Annotated in this window: 20 protein-coding genes; 11 read left to right on the top strand and 9 right to left on the bottom strand. The window is 72.5% G+C overall.

What is annotated here, in order from left to right; translation table 11 throughout:
- The first annotated feature begins 160 nt into the window (after positions 1–160).
- The 6 genes from ABZ215_RS24325 (at position 161) to ABZ215_RS24300 (ending at position 5,903) form a co-directional block, all read left to right on the top strand.
- The gene (locus ABZ215_RS24325; RefSeq protein WP_354951802.1) at positions 161–748 is read left to right on the top strand and encodes a dienelactone hydrolase family protein; all 588 of its coding nucleotides are present in this window, start codon (positions 161–163) and stop codon (positions 746–748) included.
- Positions 745–2,124, top strand: coding sequence for an MFS transporter (locus ABZ215_RS24320; RefSeq protein ID WP_354951801.1), 1,380 nt, complete (start codon positions 745–747; stop codon positions 2,122–2,124). Before ABZ215_RS24325 ends, ABZ215_RS24320 begins: the two co-directional genes overlap by 4 nt.
- A 67-nt stretch (positions 2,125–2,191) precedes the next feature.
- The gene (gene ligD, locus ABZ215_RS24315) at positions 2,192–3,121 is read left to right on the top strand and encodes a non-homologous end-joining DNA ligase (protein WP_020418948.1); all 930 of its coding nucleotides are present in this window, start codon (positions 2,192–2,194) and stop codon (positions 3,119–3,121) included.
- A 219-nt stretch (positions 3,122–3,340) separates the two neighbouring features.
- On the top strand, positions 3,341–4,369 hold the full coding sequence (locus ABZ215_RS24310) for a hypothetical protein (protein WP_354951799.1): 1,029 nt from the start codon (positions 3,341–3,343) through the stop codon (positions 4,367–4,369).
- A 50-nt stretch (positions 4,370–4,419) separates the two neighbouring features.
- On the top strand, positions 4,420–4,605 hold the full coding sequence (locus ABZ215_RS24305) for a CsbD family protein (RefSeq protein WP_020418946.1): 186 nt from the start codon (positions 4,420–4,422) through the stop codon (positions 4,603–4,605).
- Between the two features lie 62 nt (positions 4,606–4,667).
- Entirely contained in the window at positions 4,668–5,903 is a 1,236-nt protein-coding gene (locus tag ABZ215_RS24300; RefSeq protein ID WP_354951797.1) for a benzoate/H(+) symporter BenE family transporter, read from the top strand.
- Here ABZ215_RS24300 and ABZ215_RS24295 read toward each other — a convergent pair.
- From ABZ215_RS24295 to benA, 5 genes are read right to left on the bottom strand one after another with little or no spacing between them, the layout of a single operon-like run.
- Positions 5,898–8,486: a LuxR C-terminal-related transcriptional regulator gene (locus ABZ215_RS24295; RefSeq protein WP_354951795.1), complete on the bottom strand. Its 2,589-nt coding sequence runs from the start codon at positions 8,484–8,486 to the stop codon at positions 5,898–5,900. The genes ABZ215_RS24300 and ABZ215_RS24295 overlap by 6 nt on opposite strands.
- A gap of 9 nt (positions 8,487–8,495) precedes the next feature.
- A complete protein-coding gene (locus ABZ215_RS24290) occupies positions 8,496–9,806 on the bottom strand; it encodes an MFS transporter (protein WP_354951793.1) in 1,311 nt (436 codons plus the stop codon).
- Positions 9,807–9,864: 58 nt separating this feature from the next.
- On the bottom strand, positions 9,865–12,555 hold the full coding sequence (gene benC, locus ABZ215_RS24285) for a benzoate 1,2-dioxygenase electron transfer component BenC (protein ID WP_354951791.1): 2,691 nt from the start codon (positions 12,553–12,555) through the stop codon (positions 9,865–9,867).
- 10 nt (positions 12,556–12,565) lie between these two features.
- Positions 12,566–13,072: a benzoate 1,2-dioxygenase small subunit gene (gene benB, locus ABZ215_RS24280; RefSeq protein WP_020418941.1), complete on the bottom strand. Its 507-nt coding sequence runs from the start codon at positions 13,070–13,072 to the stop codon at positions 12,566–12,568.
- Positions 13,069–14,418, bottom strand: coding sequence for a benzoate 1,2-dioxygenase large subunit (gene benA / locus ABZ215_RS24275; RefSeq protein ID WP_354951789.1), 1,350 nt, complete (start codon positions 14,416–14,418; stop codon positions 13,069–13,071). The genes benB and benA overlap by 4 nt, the downstream gene beginning before the upstream one ends.
- 222 nt (positions 14,419–14,640) lie before the next feature.
- Between benA and ABZ215_RS24270 the strand changes: the two genes are divergently transcribed.
- Genes ABZ215_RS24270 through catC form a run of 4 tightly spaced genes read left to right on the top strand, consistent with a single transcriptional unit; the run spans position 14,641 to position 17,827 of the window.
- The gene (locus tag ABZ215_RS24270) at positions 14,641–15,543 is read left to right on the top strand and encodes a LysR substrate-binding domain-containing protein (protein WP_354708905.1); all 903 of its coding nucleotides are present in this window, start codon (positions 14,641–14,643) and stop codon (positions 15,541–15,543) included.
- Positions 15,540–16,643 carry an enolase C-terminal domain-like protein gene (locus ABZ215_RS24265; RefSeq protein WP_354951787.1) on the top strand — a complete coding sequence of 368 codons (1,104 nt, stop codon included), beginning with the start codon at positions 15,540–15,542 and terminating at the stop codon, positions 16,641–16,643. The genes ABZ215_RS24270 and ABZ215_RS24265 overlap by 4 nt, the downstream gene beginning before the upstream one ends.
- A gap of 35 nt (positions 16,644–16,678) precedes the next feature.
- A complete protein-coding gene (gene catA, locus ABZ215_RS24260; RefSeq protein WP_237338596.1) occupies positions 16,679–17,524 on the top strand; it encodes a catechol 1,2-dioxygenase in 846 nt (281 codons plus the stop codon).
- 21 nt (positions 17,525–17,545) lie between these two features.
- Complete coding sequence (gene catC / locus ABZ215_RS24255) at positions 17,546–17,827, top strand: muconolactone Delta-isomerase (protein WP_354951785.1); 282 nt, start codon at positions 17,546–17,548, stop codon at positions 17,825–17,827.
- Positions 17,828–17,851: 24 nt separating this feature from the next.
- On the opposite strand, the gene ABZ215_RS24250 is transcribed toward catC, so the two are convergent.
- The 4 genes from ABZ215_RS24250 to ABZ215_RS24235 all read right to left on the bottom strand — a co-directional run bounded on the left by ABZ215_RS24250 (position 17,852) and on the right by ABZ215_RS24235 (position 21,901).
- Positions 17,852–19,219 (bottom strand): M14 family zinc carboxypeptidase, encoded by a 1,368-nt coding sequence (locus ABZ215_RS24250; protein WP_354951783.1) that lies wholly within the window; start codon positions 19,217–19,219, stop codon positions 17,852–17,854.
- Between the two features lie 93 nt (positions 19,220–19,312).
- On the bottom strand, positions 19,313–20,077 hold the full coding sequence (locus ABZ215_RS24245) for an SDR family oxidoreductase (protein ID WP_354951781.1): 765 nt from the start codon (positions 20,075–20,077) through the stop codon (positions 19,313–19,315).
- Positions 20,078–20,238: 161 nt separating this feature from the next.
- On the bottom strand, positions 20,239–20,463 hold the full coding sequence (locus tag ABZ215_RS24240; RefSeq protein WP_354951779.1) for a hypothetical protein: 225 nt from the start codon (positions 20,461–20,463) through the stop codon (positions 20,239–20,241).
- Positions 20,464–20,905: 442 nt separating this feature from the next.
- Positions 20,906–21,901 carry a PaaX family transcriptional regulator C-terminal domain-containing protein gene (locus tag ABZ215_RS24235; protein WP_020418932.1) on the bottom strand — a complete coding sequence of 332 codons (996 nt, stop codon included), beginning with the start codon at positions 21,899–21,901 and terminating at the stop codon, positions 20,906–20,908.
- Positions 21,902–22,018: 117 nt separating this feature from the next.
- On the opposite strand from ABZ215_RS24235, the gene ABZ215_RS24230 reads away from it, so the two are divergent.
- Entirely contained in the window at positions 22,019–22,921 is a 903-nt protein-coding gene (locus ABZ215_RS24230) for a transporter substrate-binding domain-containing protein (RefSeq protein WP_354708896.1), read from the top strand.
- The last annotated feature ends 99 nt before the right edge of the window (positions 22,922–23,020 follow it).

Here is a 23,020-nt window from a genome sequence, read left to right as displayed (position 1 = left end):
CCACCCGCGCACGGCACACCCCACCACCCACGACCCGCGACCGAGCCCCACGCGAGGCCACCACCGAACCCGACCCCGACGGGGCGCGGCCCGCAGCCCCCGGCCCGGTCCCCTGTCACCCGGCCGCAACCCCACTCCCGGTCCCAGCCCTGGAGCGCCCATGACCGTCCCGGCGACCAGCTACCACCACGGACACGCCCCTGCCAACCGGCGCCGCCGCGTTCTCAAGACCGCGGCTCCCCTGCTCGTGCGCTACCCCGCCGCTCCCGTTCGCGCGGCGGTGATCGTCCTGCACGACGAACGGGGGCTCACCGCCGAAGCCGAGGACGCCTGCCGAGTGCTCGCCGAGTGCGGCTACCTCGCCGTCGCGCCGCTGCTCTACTACGACACCGGCGGGCGGGTCTTCCCGCGCGGCAACTTCGCCGCCCTCGAGCCCGACGACCTCGCCGCCGACGTGGCCGGCGCGCTGGACCACCTGAGCCGCCGGGCGGGGGTTCCGGCGACCGCCTTCATCGGGCTCGGCCAGGGCGCCCACCTCGCGGCCTGGGCCGCCGCCGCGCACGGGCTGCCCGCCGCCGGCGTCGGCCCGCGCGAGGGGCCCTGGCCGGACCTCCCCGAGCTGCCGGTGCTCGCCGCGAACCTGGGCGGGTCCTGGCTGTCCCTGTGTGACGAAGCCGACGCCTGGGACGAAGCAGTGCGATTCCTCGATTCAGCCCGCACACTATTGCCCGACGAGGAGACCGAATGAGCATCGACGCCACACCCGCAATGACGCAGGGTGACATCGCCACGCGGCTGGAACGGCTGCCGATGTCGCGCTGGCAGATCAGCGTCCGCCTGCTGATCGGCATCGTGACCTTCTTCGAGGCGTTCGACCAGCTGCTGATCGCCTACACACTGCCGGTGCTCTCCCGCGAGTGGGGCCTGTCGGCGGCCACCAGCACCGCGGCGCTGACCATCGGCTCGATCGGGATGCTGGTCGGCGCGCTGGTCTCCGGCTGGGCCGCCGACCGGATCGGCCGGGTCCGGGTCATCGCGATCTGCGTCGCGGTCAGCGCACTGTGCAGCGCAGGCATGGCGGCCTGCGACTCGCTCACCCCGTTCCTCGTCCTGCGGTTCGTGCAGGGCCTCGCGATCGGCGGTGAGGTGCCGACCGCGGCCGCCTACATCAGCGAGATCACCCGCGCCCACAAGCGCGGCCGGTTCGTGCTGCTCTACGAGGTGGTGTTCCCCGCCGGCCTGGCGGTGAGCGCGCTGGTCGCGGCGTGGCTGATCCCGCTGTGGGGCTGGCGCTCGCTGTACCTGCTGGCCGCCGTCCCCGGCCTGATGGCGTTCGTGATCCTGCGCAAGGTGCCGGAGTCGCCGCGCTGGCTCGCCTCCCGCGGCAAGTACGACAAGGCCGCCGCGGCGATGGCGACGATGGAGACGAAGGTCCAGCGCGCCACCGGCGAGCCGCTGCCCGCGCCCGCCGCCGCGGTTCCGGTCACCGCCCCGCAGCAGCGCGGCAACGCCCTGCGCGACCTGTTCGCCGGCCGCTACCGCCGCCGCACGCTGACCGTGTGGACGATCTGGTTCGTCGGCTACCTCGCCAACTACGGCATCACGTCGTGGCTGCCGACCATCTACCGCGGCGTGTTCCACCTGCCGCTGGGCCAGGCGCTCTGGTACAGCACCGCGACCTCGGCGGCCGGCCTGGTCGGCTGCGTGCTGGCGGCGCTGGTGATCGACCGGATCGGGCGCCGGGTGGTGCTGGCCGCCGGGCTCGGCGCGACCACCGCGATGCTGGTGGTGCTGGGCGCGCTCGGCGCCGGGTCGCCGGTGCAGCTGCTGGTGTGGTCGTCGCTGGCGGCCGTGTTCAACTTCGCCGTGAACATCAGCCTGTACCTGTACACGCCCGAGCTGTACCCGACGCGCAGCCGCGCGCTGGGCTGCAGCCTCGGCGGCGTGATGAACCGGCTGGGCCTGATCCTCGGGCCGATCCTGGTCGGCGCGGTCTACGCCGGCGGCACCGCGCTGGGCTCGGTGTTCCTGCTGATCAGCGGGATCACACTGGTCGGCGCGATCGTGGCCGCGGTGTTCGCCGAGGAGACCCGCGGCCGCACGCTGGAGGAGATCGCGCCCTGACTGGCGATGGGGTGCCGGGTTCGCCCGGCACCCCGCCGCGGCGCGGTTTTCACGCTAGGTTCGGCCCATGGCCAAGGGCGAGGCGGTGGAGCTGGAGGCCGGGAACCACACGGTGCGGATCTCGAACCCGCAGCGGGTCTACTTCCCGGCGCGGGGCGAGACGAAGCTGGACCTGGCGCGGTATTACCTGTCCGTCGGCGACGGGATCGTGCGCGCGCTGCGGGAGCGGCCGTGCATGCTGCACCGGTTCCCGTCCGGGGTGAGCGGCGACAAGGTGCACCAGAAACGCGTGCCGGCCGGGGCGCCGCCGTGGCTGGAGACGGTGCGCGTGCACTTCCCGCGCTACAACCGGCACGCCGACGAGTTGTGCGTGACCGAGGTGGCGCACGTGATCTGGGCGGTGCAGATGAGCACCGTGGAGTTCCACCCGTGGAACTCGCGGCGCGCGGACACCGAGAAGCCCGACGAGTGGCGCATCGACCTCGACCCCGGCCCGGAGGCCGACTTCGCGCGGGTGCGGCGGGTGGCGCACGTCGCGCACGAGGTGCTCGACGAGCTGGGCGCGACCGGGTGGCCCAAGACGTCCGGCGGCAGCGGCCTGCACATCTACGTGCGGATCGAGCCGCGGTGGGGGTTCAGCGAGGTGCGGCGGGCGGCGCTGGCGTTCGCGCGTGAGGTGGAGCGCCGCGCACCCGACGACGTGACGACGACGTGGTGGCGCAAGGACCGCGACCCGGCGCTGGTGTTCGTCGACTACAACCAGAACGCTCGCGACCACACGATCGCGAGCGCGTACTCGGTGCGGGGCGTGCCCGAGGCGACGGTGTCGACGCCGATCGCGTGGGACGAGGTGGACGACGTCGAACCGGGCGACTGCACGATCGCGACGGTCCCCGCCCGGTTCGCGAAGCTCGGCGACCTGCACGCGGGCATCGACGACACCGCCTACTCGCTGGAGACGCTGCTGGAGTGGGCGGACCGCGACGGCCTGGAGTGACCAGGGTCGGCACGCGGGTTTTCGCGGCGGTTCGGCGCGGAAGCCCGCGACAGCCTCGGACTGACCGCAACCGGACAAGCGAACGCCTCCGCACCAGCCCACGCCGCACCACCACCGCCACGCCACCAGCCGCCCCAGCCGGGCCTGACCGCAACCGGACAGGCGGTACGCCCACCCCCCAGCACCCGGTACAAATCTGGGGAGCGAGAGGGGCGCACGATGAACAACCGGGCACTGGCCGCGCGTGCCGAGGCCGCCGGGCTGGGGCGGCTGGTCCGCGTGCACCGGCCGTTCCGGGAACCGGTCGCGGGCGCGATGCTCGCCGGCATCGGCGTCGTCCCGGCCGGGATCGCCGCCTTCTACCTCGTCCTCAACGACTCGCCGGCCTGGCGGTGGGTCGTCCTCGGCTACGCGGCGCTGCTGTGGGCGACGGCGGCCTGGTCGTGGTGGGGCCCGGTGCCCGGCGGCCGGTGCTGGTTCGCCTCCGCCGAGCGCGGCCTCCTGATCTGGCCGCAGGGCGAGGAGCCGATAGCGGTGCGGTGGGAGCGGCTCGCCGCCGACGGGACGGAACTCGTCTGGGACACCGGCTCGCGGCGGGTCGGGACCGTGTGGGCCCGCACCGAACTGCTGCGCACCGCCCGGACCGGGCGCCCGTACCCGCCCGCGCGAACGCCCCGGCTCGCCATCGCCGCTCTGTCCGTGGCGCTGTCGGCCGTGGTCGTGTGGTTCACCGCGGTGTCGCTGGCGCTGGAACTCGCCTTCGGTGAGCAGCCGAGGGAGATCACCGACCTGGCCCGCCTGTGCACGGGCGGCGCGCCGTTCGGCCAGGCGCCCGCCTACACCGGCCCCGGCCCGCACGCCGTGGCCGTGTACGAGGGCTCCGGCTTCCCCGAGTACCTGCAGGGTTTCGCGGAGACGGACCAGAACTGGCCGCCCGCCGACGAGGTGCAGCTGGTCGGGTGCAGCCGCCTGATCGGCCAGGCCCAGCCGGCCGCGATCCGCACGTGCGAGTACGAGGACGGCTCCTCCCTGGTCACCTACCAGGGCCGCTGGGCGGTCACGGTGTTCGAGGCGCGCACCGGCCGCCGGGTCGCGGAGTTCACCGTCGACGGCGCCCCCTCCCGGAGTGACTGCCAGCCCACCATCCTCGTGCCCTCCGGCAGCCGGGGCAACGACGACACCGACTACTCGGCCCCCGAGGACGCCGCCTTCGCCGCGCACCTGACTCCGCTGGTGCACGCCGAATAAGGATCGCCCGGCCGGGTAATCCAAGCGCTCACCGACCGGAAGGACCGGAGATGAGCACCGACGACAAGGCCCAGAACAAGGCCGAAGAGCTCAAGGGCAAGGCGAAGGAAGGCCTGGGCAAGGCCACCGGCAACGAGCAGTGGGAAGCCGAGGGCAAGGGCGACCAGGGCAAGGCCGACGTCAAGCAGGCGGGCGAGAAGGTCAAGGACGCGGCGAAGGACGTGTTCGACCGCTGACCTCGGTGGCACCCGCCACAACCGGCTGTACGCATGGCGGTCGATGAGTTCAGCATGCGTACATGAGACTCGACGAGGAGATCCGCGCGCCACGGTTCGAGCGTCCGCCGAAACCGGTCGCCGGGCCGCGGCGCGTGCGCCGGGACCTCACCGGCACCACCCTGACCAACGGCGTGATCGGCCTGGTGTTCTCCGCGACCGGGCCGATCGCGGTCATCCTCGCCGTCGGGGTGCAGGGCGGCCTGACCCCGGCGCAGCTCGCGTCGTGGATCTTCGGCGTGTTCTTCCTCAACGGCATCCTCACGGTGCTCGCGTCGTGGCTGTACCGGCGGCCGCTGGCGTTCTTCTGGACCATCCCCGGCACGGTCGTCGTCGGCGGGTCGCTGACCCACCTGACCTGGCCCGAGGTGCTAGGCGCGTTCGTGGTCACCGCGTTGCTGATCCTGGTGATCGGCCTGACCGGCTGGGTCCGCGCGGTGATGGCCGCGCTGCCGATGCCGATCGTCATGGCGATGGTCGCCGGGGTGTTCCTGAAGTTCGGGCTCGACCTGGTGACCGCACTCGGCGTGGACCCGGTCGTCGCGGTCCCGATGGTCGTGGTGTTCGTGCTGCTCAGCGCCCTGCCCGCGGCCGGGCGGCGGCTGCCGCCGATCCTCGGGGCGTTGCTGGCGGGCGCGGTCGCCGTGGCGGTGTCGGGCCGCTTCACCCTCGCCGGTTCCGGCTGGCTCGCCGAGCCGTTGCTGCAGGCGCCCCGGTTCACCTGGCCCGCGCTGCTGGAACTGGTCGTGCCGCTGGCCGTGACGGTCCTGGTGGTGCAGAACGGCCAGGGCGTCGCCGTCCTGAAACAGGCCGGGCACGAGCCGCCCACCAACGTCGTGACCGTCCTGTGTGGACTTTGGTCGCTGCCCGCCGCGGCGGTGGGCGCGGTGTCGACGTGCCTGACCGGGCCGACGAACGCACTGCTGGTCGCCTCGGGCGAGCGGGACCGCCAGTACACGGCGGCCCTCGTGTGCGGGGCGGGAGCGGTGGTGACCGGCCTGTTCGCGCCGGCCTTCGTGCGCCTGATGCTGGCGACGCCGCCCGCGTTCATCGCGGTCCTGGGCGGGCTGGCGATGCTGCGGGCGCTGCAGAGCGCGTTCGTCACGGCCTTCCGCACCCGCTTCACGCTCGGCGCGCTGGTGGCGTTCCTGGTGACCGTGTCCGGCGTGCAGCCGTTGAACATCAGCTCCGCGTTCTGGGGCCTGGTCGCCGGGCTGGCGGTGTCGTTCCTGCTGGAGCGCGGCGACTTCCGCTCATGACCGCCGCCGGGCGGCCAGCTCCGCGCGCGAGCGGATGCCGAGCTTGGCGTAGATCCGGGTCAGGTGGTACTGCACCGTCTTGGTGGACAGGAACAACTCGGCCGCGACCTCCCGGTTGGACAGTCCGCTCGCGACCAGCTGGGACACCGCCTCCTCCTGCGGGGTCAGCTCGTCGAACCCGCGGCCGCGCGGCACGTGCACGCCACCGGCCTTCAGCTCGCGGTCGCAGCGGGCCACGTACGTCGAGGCGCCCAGCGCGGTGAACGCGTCCCGCGCGGAGCTGATCACCGCGTCGGCCTCGCGGCGCTTGCCGGCCCGGCGCAGGATCTGCCCGTAGGCGAAGTTCACCCGCGCCAGGTCGTAGCGCAACGGCAGGTCCTCCAGCAGTTCCAGCGCCTCGTCGAACGCCGCGCGGGCCCCGTCGACGTCGCCCTGCGTGCCGAGCAGCCGTCCCCGCGCCGCAGCGAGCCGGGCGCGGGCCGAGACGCGCCCGCGTTCCGCGGCGAGGCGTTCGTGTGGCGCCAGGAACGCGTCCGCGTCCGCGGTCTTGCCCTCCAGCACCAGCGCGTGCGCGTACATGTCCGCCCACGGCCACAACCCCGGTTCGTCGATGCTGCCGCCCGCCCACGGCATCGTCAGCGGCCGCAACGCCCGCAGCACCCCGGCCGCGTCCGCGCGCGCCTCCGCGACGTGCGCCCGCGCCAGGCACGAGGGCACCCGCATGATCTCGTAGTCCTGCGGCCCGGCGTCGGCGCGGCGCAACGCCTCCTCGGCGCGTTCCCAATCGCCCCGCAGCGCGTGCACCGCCACCGCCGTCCACGCCAGCAGCGGCCCGGCCAGCACGATCCCGGAGCGGTCCAGCAACGGCTCCGCCTCCGCGACCGTGCGCAGCGCGTCGTCCCACTCCCCCGTCAGGAACTGCGCCCGCGCCAGCCAGCCGCGCGCCCACAACGAAATCCGGGTCGAACCGCCGAGGAACGTCGTGGGCACCGAGATCTCCAGGTCCACCCGCGCCTCGTCGATCGCGTCGACCATCAGGTTCAGCCAGCCCCGGCCCATCTGGATGCGCTGCGCCTGCGCGCCGTGCTGCACCCGTTCGGCCAGCTCCGCGTACCCGGCGAGCGCCTCGTCCGGCCGCCCGCTGCCGGCCAGGCCCAGCCCGCGGATCGCCGCCGCCTCCACTGCCGCCGGGGCGTCGGCGGGCACCAGCGAGATCGCCCGGTCCGCCCACCGCACCAGGTCCTCGGCGCGGCACCGCGACAGCGAATGCAGCACGTAGCGCTGGCAGATCAGCGCCGCGACGTCCGGCTCCCGTCCGGTGTTGACCAGGTTCCATGCCCGGCCCAGCCGGGTTTCCGCCTCGGCGGCGCGGCCACGCACGATCGCCAGGTAGCCCAGGACGGCGTTGCGCAGCGGTGTTTCCCGGAGGCTCTCCACCTCCGGCACCAGCGCCGCGGCGGCGAAGGCGTCCCCGGCGCCGATCAGCGCGTCCACCGCGCGGGTGAGGCGGCTTTCCCGCTTCAGCCGGTCGTCGGTGAGGCGGCTGGCGTCGGACAGCAGCGAGGCCGCCACGCCCCACGCGCCCTCGGCGGCCCGTTCCGCGGCCAGCTCGTCGAGCCGGTCGGCGACGGCCGCGTCCGGCACCGGGGACGCGGCGACCAGCAGGTGCATGCGGCGGACCGGGTCCTCGATGAGGTCCGCGGCCCGGCGGTGGGCGTCCGCGGCGGCGGCCGGGCCCATCGCGGCGAGCACCGCTGCCCGCACCATCGGGTCCGGCGGCCCGGCTTCGGTGAGGCCGTGCGGGGCGAACTCGGCCAGCCCCGCGGCGCAGGCCTCGTCGAGCAGGGGCAGCACGTCGCCGTCGACCCCGGCCAGCGACGCCGCGTCCCGCACCGCGGTGCCCGGTCCGAGGACCGCGACGGCCTCGACGAGCCGGCGCGCCTCGGGCGAGCAGGACGCCAGACCCTCGCGCACGCGCGCGGCGACGGCGGCGGGCGCGGGCAGGTCCGGGTCGAACCGCGCCCACGTCGACCGCGGCACCTCGGCGAGCAACTGCACGACGTGGCGCGGGATGCCGCCGGTGTGCCGCCAGAGCCGCTCGGCCATCGACGGGTGCAGCAGAATTCCGTGCGCGGCGGCCAGTTCGCCGGTCTCCGGCGCGGTGAGCGGTTCCAGGCGCACCGTCGTGGTGGCGGCCCGGTGCAGCAGTTCGAGCGCCGCCGCGGGCACCCGGTGGTCGCCGCTCACGCAGGTGGCGACGACGAGCGGCCGGGCGTCGCGGTCGTGCCGGACCGTGGAAACCAGTGTGCGCAACGACTCCAGGTCCGCCCACTGCGCATCGTCCACAATCACCACACCGTCGGCACCGCCGAGCTGGGCGAGCACGCCACCGGCGCGGCCGGTCTCCCACGGCGCCCCGGCCGCGCGCCGCACGCCGTCGCAGCGGGCGGCGAACTCGTCGGCCAGCGCCGTCCTCCCCACCCCGGCCGGGCCGGTGACCAGCACGAACGCCGGCGCCGCCACGCTCTCCAGTGCGGCGAGCGCGGCGGCGCGGGCGATCAGCTGCGGGCGACGGTGGACCACATGGTCACTCTAGGCGGGCTCCGGCGCGACGGCGGCCACCGGAACCTCGGCGTGCTGTGCTCGCGGCACCAGCGCGGTGACCAGCGCCGCGGCGAGCGCCACCCCGGCGAAGATGTAGAACGCCGTGGTCCCGCCGAGCCCGGCGCCGACCAGCAGGCCGCCGATCACCGGGCCCACGATCCCGCCGAGCCGTCCGAAGCCGGCGCACCACGCCACGCCCGCGGCCCGCGCCCGCGTCGGGTAGTAGTTGGACACCAGCCCGTAGATCAGCACCTGGGTGCCGATGGTGCCGACCCCGGCCACGGCGACCGCGAGCAGCAGCGCGCCCAGCGGCAGGTCCAGCGGCAGCAGCGCGAGCGTGAGTGCGGCGAGCACGAACGTGGTGACCACGACCCGCTTCGCGCCGGCCCGGTCCGCCCACAGCGAGGCGAGCATGCCGCCGATGATCGCGCCGAGGTTGAGGACCAGCAGGAAGGTCAGCGAGTAGCTCTTGCCGTACCCGTTGTCCGCCATGATCTTCGGCAGCCACGTGTTGAGCCCGTAGGTCAGCAGCAGCCCGGCGAAGCTCATCAGCCCGAGCAGCGCGGTCGGCCAGGCCAGCGCGCGGGTCGCCAGCGCCGGGAATCCCACGCGGTCGGTCACCGGCGGCTCGGCGACCAGCGGCACCCCGGTCCGCTCCGACACCGCCCGTGCCTCGGCCACCCGGCCGCGGGCGGCGAGCCACTTCGCCGACTCCGGCAGCTTGACGACAGCCAGCGGCAGGACCAGCACGATCGGCAGCGCGCCGACCCAGAACAGCCCGCGCCAGCCGACGGCGTCGGCCAGCACGATCGCCAGCAGCGACGCGAGCACACCACCGGCGGGGACTCCGCTGTAGACGATCGCGTTGAGCCGGTTGCGCCGCCCGGCGGGCGCGAATTCGGCCACCAGCGCGCCCACCGTCGCCACGAGCGCGCCCACGCCGATGCCGGTGAAGAACCGGCCGAAGCCGAACGCGGTGACGTTCTGGGTGAGGGCGGTCAGCCCCATGCCGATCGAGAACCAGGCCAGGTTGACCAGCATGATCTTGCGGCGGCCGATCCAGTCGCCGAGGCTGCCCGCGGCCAGCGCCCCGACGAGCACGCCGATCAGGGCGTAGCTGCCCAGCGCCCCGGCCTGGCCCGCGCTGATGTGGCCGAGTTGCGTGGGATCGGCGAGCAGGGTGGGCAGGACGGTGCCGTAGACGACCAGGTCGTACCCGTCGAAGACGAGGGCGATCGTCGACAGGGCGACCACCCAGGACACGGTGCGCCGGCGCTTCGTTGCGACGGTGTCGGACATGATGGCTCCCGGTGTGGGGTGGGGAGGGCAACGGCGGCCCCGGGCGGGGCGGCCGGGTTCAGCCGAGGTCGCCCCCGGCCACCGGCAGGACGGTGCCGGTGATGTAGGAGGCCTCGTCGGAGGCCAGGAACGTGATCGCGGCGGCCTGCTCGTCGAGCGTGCCGTATCGCTTCATCAGCGAGGAGTTCACGGTCTGGTCGATGTGCGCCTGGAACCAGGCGCGCTCCTGCTCGGTTTCCAGCGCCGATCCGCCGCGGCTGATGCGGCGGGGCGGTGCCTCGGTGCCGCCGGGCGCGGTCGCGACAACCCGGATCCCGGCGTCGGCGTACTCCAGCGCGAGCGAGGCCGTGATGGCGTTGATGCCGCCCTTGGCCGCCGAGTACGGGATGCGGTGGATGCCGCGGGTGGCGGCCGAGGAGACGTTGACGATCACGCCCTGACCCCGCGCGGCCATCGACGGCAGCGCGGCCCGGCACGAGTACAGGGTGGTCATCAGCGACCGGCGGATCTCGGCGTCGATCTGGTCCGGGGTGAACTCGGTGAACGGCTTGAACCAGATCGCACCGCCGACGTTGTTGACCAGCGCGTCGATGCGCCCGTACCGGGCCAGCGCGGCCTCGACCACCGCCTGCGCGCCCGCCCAGGTCTCCAGGTCGGCCAGCACCGGCAGCGCCTCGCCCGTCAGCTCGTCCGCCACGTCCTTCACCAGGTCGGCGCGGTCGGCGAGGACGACCGTGCCGCCCTCCGCGCTGATCCGCCGCGCCACCCGCTCCCCGATGCCCTGCGCGGCGCCGGTGACCACGACGACCTTGCCGTCGAACCGGCCGGGGCTGACGAACCGCGGCCGCCGCGCGGCCTTCTTGTCGTCCATCGCACGGCGCATGGTGGTCTTCGAGCGTTCGGCGTGCTCGGCGACCAGGCGGCGCGCGGCAGTCCGGTCCCCCGCCTCGAACGCGGCCACGATGTCCAGGTGATCCTGCGTGCAACGGGGGTGGCACCAGGTGGCGTCGCGCAGGGTTTCGGTCATGTGCCCCTTGACGCCGAGCGCGTGGTAGGCCTGCAGGAGGTGCTCGTTGCCGGTCAGGGTGAACAGGTAGTCGTGGAAGGCCGCGTTGGTTTCGGTGTAGGCGGCGGCGTCGAGGAACCGGTCACCGTCCACATAGGGCACAGTGGCCTCGGCGAGCAGGCGGTACCCGGCGAGCTGCTGCGAGGACAGGCGGCCGATCGTGATCTCCACCGCGCCCAGCTCCAGGGCCTGGCGGGCCTCGAACACGGCGTCCGACTCGTGCACCGACGGGTGCTCCTCGCCGATCTCGTACCGCCCGGGTTCGGTGAGCGGGGCGATTTCGGCCTGCGGCAGCATCTCCTGCCCGGCGATGGCGCGGGAGGCCGTTGGCCGCACTGGCTCACCGGGGTCGAGCGTGCCACCGGTGCCGCCGGGCCAGATGACCTGCCCGGCGATTGCCCGCCGGGCCTGGCCTTCGTCGGGGATCGCGCCGCCGCGCAGCGGCGCGAGCTCCGCGGGCGGGAAGATCGCCTGCCCGGCGACGGTCCGGCTCGCCCCCGCGCGCTCCGGCGAAGGGGACGCGGATACCGGAACGGCGGGGGCTTCCGGCGCCGGGGGCGCCGGGGTCTGGACGGCGGCGGGGCGAGGCGGGGCGGTGGCCGCAGTCACGGCAGCGGCCGGTGCGGCGCCCGCCACGTCGGCACCACCCACCGGGGCGGCCGTCGTCTCCCCCGCGGGGGCGGAGAGCGCGAACTTCTCGTAGTAGAAGCCCGTCGGCTGCACACCGGCGTCGGTGAAGTGCTTGCGCACCGCCTCGACCATCGGCGGCGGGCCGCACAGGTACACGGCGACGTCGCCGCCGTGCAGGTGCTCGTCGCGGATCAAGCTGGTCACATAACCCTTGTTCGGGGCGCTGGAGTCCGGGTCGGCGACGCAGTAGTCCCACGTCAGCCCCTCCACCTCGGCGGCCAGCGAGGCGAGCGTGTCCAGCTCGACCAGGTCGTCGTCGGTGCTGACGCCGTACACCAGGTGCGCCGGCCGCGACGACCCGCAGGCCCGCATCGCCCGCAGGATCGACAGGATCGGCGCCAGCCCGGTGCCGCCGGCCAGCAACAGCACCGGACGGCCGGTCTCGCGCAAGAAGAAGCTGCCGTTCGGGCCGGTGAAGCGCAGCTCGTCGCCGGGTGCGGCCCGCTCGGTCAGGTAGTCCGACATGAGGCCGCCCGGCGTGAGCTTCACCAGGAACGTCAGCTCCTTGTCGTCCGGCGCGTTGCTGAACGAGTACGAGCGCGTCTGGCCCGTGCCGGGGACCTCGATGTTGACGTACTGGCCGGGCAGGAACGCGAGCTTGTCGCGGTCCGGCGTCTCCAGCGTGAGCGCGACCGTGGTGGGCGACAACCGATCCAGCGCGGTCAGCGTCGCCGGATAGGTCGCCGCCTGGGTTTTCGCGACCGCTGACGTGCTGGCGATCTGCAGCACCAGGTCGGAGCGCGGCTTCATGCTGCACGGCAGCACATAACCCCGGGACGCCTCGTCCGGGGACAACGCGTCGTCGATGTAGGTGCCGCCGTCGTAGTCGCCGGACTCGCAGAACGCCTTGCACGTCCCGCACGCCCCGTCGCGGCAGTCCAGCGGGATGTTGATGCGCTGCCGGTAGGACGCGTCGGCGACGGTTTGGTCCGGCTCGCACTTGATGAAGCGGGTGACACCGTCCTCGAAGGACAGTGCGACCTGGAAAGCCATGACGCCTCCCTCAGATGTGGTAGACGTCGACGACGTGGTGGATGTAGTCGTTCTTGAGGATCACCGTCTTGCGGCGGATCAGGGGTGACTCGCCGGAGAAGTCGATCGTGTAGAACGACGTGCCGTAGTACGGGTCGACGGTCTTGTAGCGGAAGTACATGGTGTGCCAGTTGAACCGCACGTCCACGATGTCGCCGCGGCGCTCGATCAGCTCCACGTTCGTGATGTTGTGGCTGGTGCGTGGCTCCGGGATCGACGTGGCGCTGGAGCGCTCGGTGCGGATCCGGAACACCCGGTCCTCCAGCCCGCCCTTGTTCGGGTAGTAGATGAGCGAGATCTGGCTCTGCGGGTCCTCGGTCAGCAGGTCGTCGTCGCCCCACGAGGGCATCCAGAACACCACGTCGTCGGCGTAGCAGTCGAGCCACTTCTCGAACTCGCGGTCGTCGAGGTAGCGCGCCTCGCGGTAGAGGAACTGCTCGATGTCGGTCTGCGTGATGGTCTTGGTCGCGCTGGTCATTCCGCCGCTCCGATCGCCTTGCGGAGGGTGTCCCGCCAGTAGCCGTGCTGCACCGGGTACAGGCCCTCGTCCTCGTTCTTCTGCCCCGCCGAGATGACGCCCTTCATGTCCAGCGCCAGCGCGACCTCGTCCGGGCCGGTGAGCCAGTGCTCGGCGCCGCGGCTCATGTCGTTCCACGGCGCCGCGGTGGCGCGGAAGGTGAGCTGACAGGAGCGGAACTCCTCCAGGTCGTCCGGGGTGGCCATGCCGGAGGCGTTGAAGAAGTCCTCGTACTGCCGGATCCGCCAGGCGCGGGCCTGCGCGCTCTCCCCCTTCGGCGCGATGCAGTAGATCGTCACCTCGGTCTTGTCCGGCGCGATCGGCCGGAAGTGCCGGATCTGGGTGGAGAACTGGTCCATCAGGTACACGTTGGGGTACAGGCACAGGTTGCGCGACCCCTTGACCATGAACTCGCCCTTGGCGTCGCCGAACTGCTCCTTCAGCTCGTCCATCCGGTTCCACAGTGGACGGTCCTGCGGGTTGGCCGCCCACGTCCACAGGCACAGGTGCCCGTGCGGGAACGACCAGTAGCCGCCGCCGGACTTGCCCCAGCTGCCCGCGTCGAGGGTCTTGGTGTCGTTCTTGGACTCGCCGGTGTTGCGCCGGGCGGTGGTGGCCGCGTAGTTCCAGTGCGTCGCGGTGACGTGGTAACCGTCCGCGCCGTTTTCGGCCTGCACCTTCCAGTTGCCGTCGTAGGTGTAGGTGGACGAGCCGCGCAGCACCTCCAGCCCCTCCGGGGACTGGTCCACCAGCATGTCGATGATCTTCGTGGTGTCGCCGAGGTGCTCCTCCAGCGGCAGCACGTCGGCGTTGAGGCTGCCGAACAGGAACCCGCGGTAGCTGTCGAACCGGGCGACGCGGGTCATGTCGTGCGAGCCGCCGGTGTTGAACGAGGGCGGGTAGCCGGCGCCGTCGGGGTCCTTGACCTTGAGCAGCTTGCCGTCGTTGCGGAAGGTCCAGCCGTGGAACGGGCAGGTCAGCGTCATCCGGTTGTCGGTCTTGCGGCGGCAGACCATCGCGCCCCGGTGCGCGCACGCGTTGATCAGGCAGTGCAGCTCGCCGCCGGAGTCGCGGGTGATCACCACCGGCTGGCGTCCGATGTAGGTGGTGAAGTAGTCGCCCGGGTCCGGGATCTGGCTCTCGTGCGCCAGGTAGATCCAGTTGCCCTCGAAGATGTGCTTCATCTCGAGTTCGAAGATCTCCTCGTCGGTGAAGATCCGGCGGTTCGCCCGGTAGATCCCGGCGTCGCGGTCCTCCACGACGGCGTCGGCGAGCACCTCCGACACGTGGTCCAGGGTCTCGGTCATGGAAACCTCCAACGGCCTCAGCGGCACTGCTCGGCTTCGGTGTTCCCCCGACCATGACAAGCGGTGGCCCCAGTCACACCGGGCGATTACCTAGTCCTGACCCAGGGTGCTATTAATCGATGACATCGATCAATCGAGACTGAATCGCTCCTTGTCTTGACTCAATATCCGTACCTACGGTGAATGAATCCACGACGACGAGGAGCGGGAAGGAGGCCGGCGATGGAGCTGCGTCACCTGCGGTACTTCACCGCCGTGGCCGAAACCTGCCACTTCGGGAAGGCCGCCGAGCGCCTGCACATGGCGCAGCCGGCCCTGTCGCACGCGATCCGGCAGCTGGAGGCCGAACTGGGCGCGCCCCTGTTCACGCGCACGACCCGGCAGGTCCGGCTCACCCCGGCGGGTGAGTTCCTGCTGGGTGAGGCGCAGCGGGTGCTGGACACGGTCGAGGACAGCGTCCGCGGGGTGCGCCGCATCGCCGACGGCCGCCTCGGCCTGGTGCGGGTCGGGTTCACCGGCACCTCGGCCTTCTCGCACCTGCCGCGCATCGCCCGCGCGGTCAAGCGGGACCTGCCCGGCGTCGCCGTCGAGGTGCACGCCGACCTGCTCACGCCGGCCCAGTGCGACGGGCTGCGCAACGGCGACCTGGACCTGGCCGTGCTGCGCCCGCCCGCGCAGGGCGAGGACATCGACCTGCACACGCTGGAGGTCGAGCCGCTGATCCTCGCCGTGCCCGCCGACCACCGGCTCGCGGTCGAGCCCGTCGTGTCGGTGGCCGACCTGCGCACCGAGGGGTTCATCAGCTACGCCGCCAAGGACTCCGTGGTCAACGACGCCGTCATGCGCAGCTGCCAGGCCGCCGGCTTCAGCCCGCACCGCGAGCACGAAGCGGCCGGCACGGCGGTGCTGCTCGCGCTGGTGGCCGGCGGGCTCGGCATCGCGGTGCTGCCCGCGTCGGCCCGCGCGCTGCCGCTGGCCGGGGTCGTGTTCCGCGACCTCGCCGACGCCGGCACGGTCGAGCTCGCGCTCGCCTGGCGCCGCGACAACGACTCCCCGCTCGTCCGGTCGGTCCTCGAGGTGCTCGAGGCCGCACTCGCCCCCCAACGACACGAGGTCAGCCGATGAAGATCACGCGGGTGGAGGCGATCCCGTTCGCCATCCCGTACCGCAAACCGCTCAAGTTCGCCTCCGGCGAGGTGCACGTGGCCGAGCACGTGCTGGTGCGGGTGCACACCGACGACGGGGTCGTCGGCGTGGCGGAGGCGCCGCCGCGGCCGTTCACCTACGGCGAGACGCAGGCCGGGATCATCGCGGTGATCGAGAAGATCTTCGCGCCGCAGGTGGTCGGCCTGACCCTGCTCGAACGCGAGACGATGGCGTCCCGGCTGGCCCGCACCGTCGGCAACCCGGCCGCGAAGGCCGCCATCGACATGGCGGTGTGGGACGCGCTGGGCCGCACGCTGGACGTGCAGGTCACCGAGCTGCTCGGCGGCTACACCGACCGGATGCGCGTGTCGCACATGCTCGGGTTCGACGAGCCGGCCGCGATGGTCGCCGAGGCGCAGCGCATGCGCGACGAGCACGGCATCACCACGTTCAAGGTCAAGGTCGGGCGGCGCCCGGTCGCGCTGGACACCGCCGTCGTGCGGGCCCTGCGCGAGGGCATGGGCGACGACGTGGAGCTGTACGTCGACGGCAACCGGGGCTGGACCGCCTCGGAGTCGGCGATGGCGATGAAGGAGATGACCGACCTCGGCCTGCTGTTCGCCGAAGAGCTGTGCCCGGCCGACGACGTGCTGGGCCGCCGCTGGCTGGTGTCGCAGCTGGACGTGCCGTTCATCGCCGACGAGTCGGCCGTCACCCCGGCCGACGTGACCCGCGAGATCCTGGCCGGCTCGGCCACCGCGATCAGCATCAAGACCGCGCGGACCGGTTTCACCCACTCGCAGCGCGTGCACCACCTCGCCGAGGGGCTCGGGCTGGAAGTCGTGATGGGCAACCAGATCGACGGCCAGATCGGTTCCGCGTGCACTGTCGCGTTCGGAGCGTCCTACGCGCTCACGTCGCGGCGGGCCGGGGAGCTGTCCAACTTCCTCGACATGAGCGACGACCTGCTCACCGAACCGCTGGAGATCCACGACGGCGAGCTGCACATCCGTCCCGGCGCCGGGCTCGGCATCGAGATCGACCCGGCCAAGCTCGACCGCTACCGCCAGGACCGCTGAACTCCCCCGGATATCAAGGAATCAAGGAGGATCCCATGACCGCCACCCACCACGCTCCCGCGGCCGCCGAGTCCGGCGCCAGTGCCACCGCGCGGTTCAAGAGCGACAAGTTCGCCGCCGTCGCCGACACCCCGAAGGAGCGGGTGTCGCTGCTGGCCCGTGAGGTGCTCTCGGCCGTGCACGAGACCATCCGCAAGCACAAGGTCACCTACGACGAGTACAACGCGCTGAAGGCGTGGCTGATCCAGGTCGGCGAGGACGGCGAGTGGCCGCTGTTCCTGGACGTGTGGGTCGAGCACGTGGTCGAGGAGGTCGCCACCTCGCACCGCAAGGGCAACAAGGGCACCATCGAGGGCCCGTATTACGTGCCCGGCGCGCCGGAGCAGGGCTCGCGCGGGTCGGTGCCGATGCGTGAGGGCGAGGGCGGCACGCCGCTGGTGTGGACGGGCCGCGTGACCTCCGTTGACGGCAGCCCGCTGAAGGACGCGAAGGTCGAACTGTGGCACGCCGACGCCGACGGGCTGTACTCGCAGTTCGCGCCCGGCATCCCGGAGTGGAACCTGCGCGGCACCTTCTCGGTCGAGGAGGACGGCTCGTTCGAGATCCACACCGTGCGGCCCGCGCCGTACCAGATCCCGACCGACGGCGCGTGCGGCAAGCTGATCGCGGCGGCGGGCTGGCACGCGTGGCGCCCGGCGCACCTGCACGTCAAGGTGTCCGCCCCGGGCCACGAGCTGCTGACCGCGCAGCTGTACTTCCCCGGCGACGAGCACAACGACGACGACATCGCCTCGGCGGTCAAGCCGGAACTGGTCCTGGACCCGAAGCCGTCCGACGGCGGCGAGACGGTGACCTACGACTTCGTGCTCGACCCGGCTTGATTCTTACTGGAGGACTCACCCATGTTGTTCCACGTCCGGATGGATGTGCGGCTGCCGTCCGATATGGACCCGTCGGTGCGGACCGACATCGTGGCCCGGGAGAAGGCGTACAGCCAGAAGCTGCAACGGGAAGGGAAGTGGCCGCACCTGTGGCGCATCGTGGGTGAGTACTCGAACATCTCCATCTTCGACGTGGAGTCGAACGATGAACTGCACGAGTTGCTGTCGGGGTTGCCGTTGTTCCCGTACATGGACATTCGGGTGATGGCGTTGGCTACGCATCCGTCGAAGGTCCAGGACTGACCGTCACGCCCGGTGGGGCGCTCGTCAGCGCCCCACCACGTGTTCCGCCGCCGCGAGCACCGCTCCGTACTGCGTCGCCACCAGCTGCCGGATCGGGATCGTCCGGTACTCGCCGAGCAGCGCGTCTCCGGCGACCCACTCCGCGTGCCTCGCCGCGACCCGCTCCCTGGCCGCCCGCACCGCCGGCCGCGTGTTGCCCACCGCCAGCTCGCCGTCCAGGGCCCGCAACAGAATTCCGCCGTAGCGCAACCGGAAACTGTGCGTCGCCTCGGCGAGGGACGACACCTCGGCCACCGTGGCCGGCCGGTCGGCCTCCGGGGAGGTGCTGCGCGAACGCGCGCTGCGCGCTGCCGACGCCATCATCGTCGCGAAGGACCGGCTCGCCCGCCAGAACGGCGAGTCCTGCACCATCAGCGCCCCGGACACCGCCTCGATCGTGTCCGCCATCAGTGACGACAGGTCCGCCAGCGCCCGGGCGTGCGCGGCCAGCGCCGACGCGTACCCGGTGCCCGCCGGACCGTCGTCGTCCGCCGTGTCGGACGTCCAGTACGGCAGCTCCGTGACCAGCGTGAGCGCGCCGTACCGGCCGGCGTAGGACGCCGTGTTGTCGCCCGCCGAACTCGTCCACGGCTCGCCGAGCCCGGTCACGTAGTCGTAGGCCCGGCTGATCGACGTGCCCTGGAAGATCGCGTCGTCGAGCCGCGTGATGTAGGGCGCCTCCGGCTCGCCGCGGTCCAGCGGCAGCCCGACGTGCGCGGGCAGCGCCTGCAGCGCCCGGTGCAGCGGCGGTTCGGCGCGGTTGAGGTAGTAGTAGACGCCGCCCAGCTCGCTGTTGTGCAGCGAGCACACCAGGTCCGGCCGGTCGGAGTCGATGAGCCGCATCAGCGCCTGCGTCTCCGGCAGCGCCGCGTCGAAGTAGGCGTCCTTGTAGTCCAGCGGGAACGTCCACTCCACCTGGTCCGGCCCGGCAGGCCGGTAGAAGTGCCGCGCGTAGTGCTCCCGCGTGAACGGGCCGGCCAGCCAGCCCTCGTTGAGCCGCAGGCCGTCCGGGTCGATGCACGCGATGATCCGCCACCGGTGCCGCAGCCGCGCCCGCAGCCCTGGGTCGGCGCACAACCGCGCGGCCAGGTGCAGCGCGGTGAGCCCGCCGATCGGCTCGTTGGGGTGCGGCAGCCCGAACACCAGCGCCGTCGGATCACCGGGCTCGCCGTCGATCGTCAGGCACAGCAGCGGCTCGCCATGCCGGGAGGTGCCGACCCGCTGCAACGTCGTGATCTCCGGGTATCCCGCCGCCAGCGTGCGCAACCCGCGTTCCAGTTCGTCGACGCCCGCGAACGCCGGGTAGTCCCCTACGTCGTCGATCTCCTTGACCAGCCATTCCGGCAGCGCCACGGGCCCCCTCCTCGTCCGTCGTTCCGTGCTCGGTCCAGTTCACCCGAATGTGTCGCGGCGGGCGAGGGCCGACCAGGCGAAACGAGTGGAGCGTCACGTGGCACCGAGGTCGCCGGCCACCTGGTCCAGCTTCGCGCGGATGCGGGCGACCGCGTCCGCGCCGAGCGGGAGCCGCAACGGCGCGTCCGCGGCCCCGGCCACCGCGACGATCGCCGCCGCCGCGTCGCCCGGGTCGCCCGGCGGGTCACCATCGTCGTCGGTGTAGTCGGGTGCGGCGTACGCGTCGATCTTCTGCGCGACCTGGGCCGACGCGCCGCTGAAACCCGTGCCGAACACCCCCGGCTCGACGATGGTGACCCGCACCCCGAACGGCGCCAGCTCTTCGCGCAAAGCTTCGTGCAGCGCCTCGACGGCGAACTTGCTCGCCGCGTACACCCCGAACCCGGCGCCGGCCGAGAAGCCGCCCATCGAGCTGATCGCCAGCAGGTGCCCGCTCCGCTGGGCACGCATCACCGGCAGCACGGCGCGGGTCACCGCCAGCACCCCGAACACGTTGGTGTCGAACAGGGTTCGCGCTTCCGCCGGTGACGTCTCCTCCACCGCGCCGAACAACCCGCGGCCCGCGTTGTTCACCAGGACGTCGATCCGGCCGAACCGCTCGACGGCGCGCTCGGTCGCCGCGCGGGCCGCCTCCTCGTCGGTGACGTCCAGCGGCAGCACGAGCAACCGCTCCCCGGTGAGCCCGACGCGCTCCGGACGCCGTGCCGTGGCGACCACGGCGTCCCCCGCGGCGAGCGCCTGCCGGGCGATCGCGGTGCCGAAACCACCGGACGCGCCCGTGATCACCCAGGTCTTCATGGTGCCCCCAGAAAGTAGACTGAGTTGATTTCTCGCCTCAGTATACCTTTGGCTCTCCCCTGCTCGACGATGAGCTTGCTGGCCAGCTCGAGCGGGACAGGACGGTCCGGCGCCTATCGGGGGCCGATCCACGGTCCACAGGTCTTCCACACCTCGCCCGACTACGGCGGGGACACCGCCACGCCTTCGGACTGCGCGCCGGTCGCGTGCAGGACGCCGGTCGGGATGTCGACGACCGACATCGCGTTCGCGCCGGTGGCGGCCACGTAGAGGAAGGTGTGGTCCGGTGCCGCGGCCAGGCCTTCCGGCTGGTCGCCGACCGGGATGGTCGCCGTGACGTGCGTTCCCTGCAGCTGGGTGACGGTGTCCGAACCGCTGTTGGACACCTGGACGGTGCCGCCGGCGGTTGTGACGCCGATCGGCGCGTCGCCGACGGGCCGGTGTTCGCGACGTAGGCGACGCCGTCCGGGGTCACGGCGACGCCGGCGGGGTACCGGCCGACCGGGACGGTGCCGGTGACCATCACGACGGTCACGGCGTCGGCCCCGTTGGCGGTCACGAGCAGGGGTGAGCGCGTGATCACCGTGACCGTGTTGTCGCCGTAGTTGGCCAGGTTGCGCGAACCGGTGTTCGTGGCGAACACCTTGATCCGCGGCGGGTACGCCACCGCGCGCACGGCGCCGCCCACGCCGCACCTCGCCGGGAGTGGACGCGCGGGTGGTGGCGCCGCGCACCGAGCACGGCATCTGAGCGGCTGCGTCCCGGCCCGCCACCGAACCCACACCAAATCGGCTGCCACGACCCCGCCGGGCGCGCAACCAACCCCACCTAACCCCGCTCCGCCTCCGCGATGCGTCGCGCGGCGGCCGCCTGCTCGAACGGCGTGTCGCCGTGCGCACGGCGGTCCCCGAGGGTGGCGAACAGCTCCGCGACCGTCGCCGAGTCGTGGTGCGACGCGTGTTCGGCCAGGTCCGGCGCCACCGACCCGAGGATCTGCCGGAACCGGATCTCCGCGAGCGGGCCGAGCCGGTCGTAGATCTGCACGAACACCCGCTGCGCCCGCGCCCGGTCCCAGCCCGCCGGCAGCAGTTCGGCGGGCAGGTCCGGGTCGGTCTCCGGGAAGTGCCGCCAGTCCACGCGCAGCTCGGTCCGCATCCGCAGCGCCTGCTTCGGCCCGATGAGCCCGTCGTCGAGGCTCTGCAGCATCGGCTCGTACCGGTCGGCGAACTCGCGGTACTCCTTCGCCAGCGGCTCCAGGTCGAACGCGGCGACCGGGCTGACCGGCCCGCCCGGCACCTCGGTCGACCGCAGCACCGTCGCCGTCGTGATGCCCAGCTCGCGCAGCACCTCCAGGGCCTGTCCGCCCAGGTCGTGCGGCGACACCCACACCCCGTCGTACAGCGCGGCGAAGCGCAGGACCCGCAGCCGCGAGCGCAGGTTGTTGCGCAACGTCCGGTCCTGTTCGGGGACGGAGAACGCGACGACCGTCCAGCGGCCGTCCCACTTCGGGGCGGTCGAGCCGAACGTCAGCATGCGGTGCGTGCGCTCGACGATCACCTCCGACGTGCGCGGCGGGATCCCGTACGCGGTCGTCCGGCCCTGCCGGGACGCCGTGAGCAGCCCGCGCGCCGCCAGCCGCCGCATCGCCGCGCGGGCGCCGTCGGCCGTGACGTCGAAGTCCGCCAGCAGCCGGACCAGCGCGGTCGCCGGCACGTGCTCGTCCCGCCAGTACCAGAAGTCACCCAGCAGCGACGTGAGCAGCAGCTGCGGTTCGGCGCCGTTCTGCGGGCGGGGCAACGCGTCCCCCGGTTTCTTCGCGGTCACCGGCCCAGTCTCGCACAGGTCTTGAAATAGGCGACAGCTCGTGCGACGCTCGTCCTCAACTTCGACAGCAACCTTCTCCGATCGCCTGGCAAGGCCCAACGCAGGGAGAAACACGCCATGCGCCTCACCCTCCGCCGTCCCCTCGTCCTCGCGGTGGCCGCCGTCCTGGCCGTCACCGGCTGCGGCCAGGCCTCGTCCGGCTCGGGTCCCGGCCCGGGCGCCGCCACCGTGCCCGCCCTGCACGACGCCCTGCCGCAGCAGGTCAAGGACTCCGGCGTGATCAGATTCGCCGGGGACTCGCACCCGCCGTACCGGACCGTCGGCGCCGACGGCACCAGTGTCACCGGCATCGACAAGGATTTCCAGGACGCGCTCGGCCGGGTCCTCGGCGTCCGCACCCAGACCGTGGTGGTCAGCAACCTCCCGGCCGCACTGCAGGGCATGCTCAGCGGCCGCTACGAGGCCTTCAACGGCCCGGTCAAGGCCACCGCCGAACGCGAGCAGCAGTTCGACTCGATCACCTGGATGACCACCCGCACCTCCTACGTCGTGCCCGCGGGCTCCACCGCCGGCATCAAGACGGTGGACGACCTGTGCGGCAAGCGGGTCGCGGTGGTCAGCGCGAGCATCGTCGAGGAGCAGCTGAACAAGCTCTCCCAGTACTGCACCGGCGCCGGCCGCGCGCCCACCACCACGATCGGCCTGGCCGACACCAACGCGACGATGCTGGCCGCCCAGTCCGGCCGCGCGGACGCCGCCGGGATGACCCAGGCCGCGGCCATCGACGTCACCACCGCGCAGAAGGGCGCCTTCACCTACGTCACGCAGACCGAGGCGCAGGGCGCGACCGCCGACAACCTCGCGCTGCTCGTGCCCAAGACCAGCGGCCTCGGCCCGGTGCTGCGCGACGCGTTCCAGGCACTGTTCGACAGCGGTGAGTACCGCCAGATCATGCAGAAGTGGGGACTGACCGACGTGACGGTCGAGAAACCGCTGCTCAACGTCGCCACGTCCCGCTGACCACGGAGTCTCAATGATCGTGTCAAGCAGCTGTAGGGCTGATGGGCGGCGGTGAGTGGTGGAATTCGCGGCCGTCGCGCAGCAGTGCCCAGATGACGT

The organism is Amycolatopsis sp. NPDC006131 (genome assembly GCF_040614175.1).
Lineage (GTDB): Bacteria > Actinomycetota > Actinomycetes > Mycobacteriales > Pseudonocardiaceae > Amycolatopsis_E > Amycolatopsis_E tucumanensis.
This window is presented reverse-complemented; position numbering and strand designations above follow the sequence as displayed.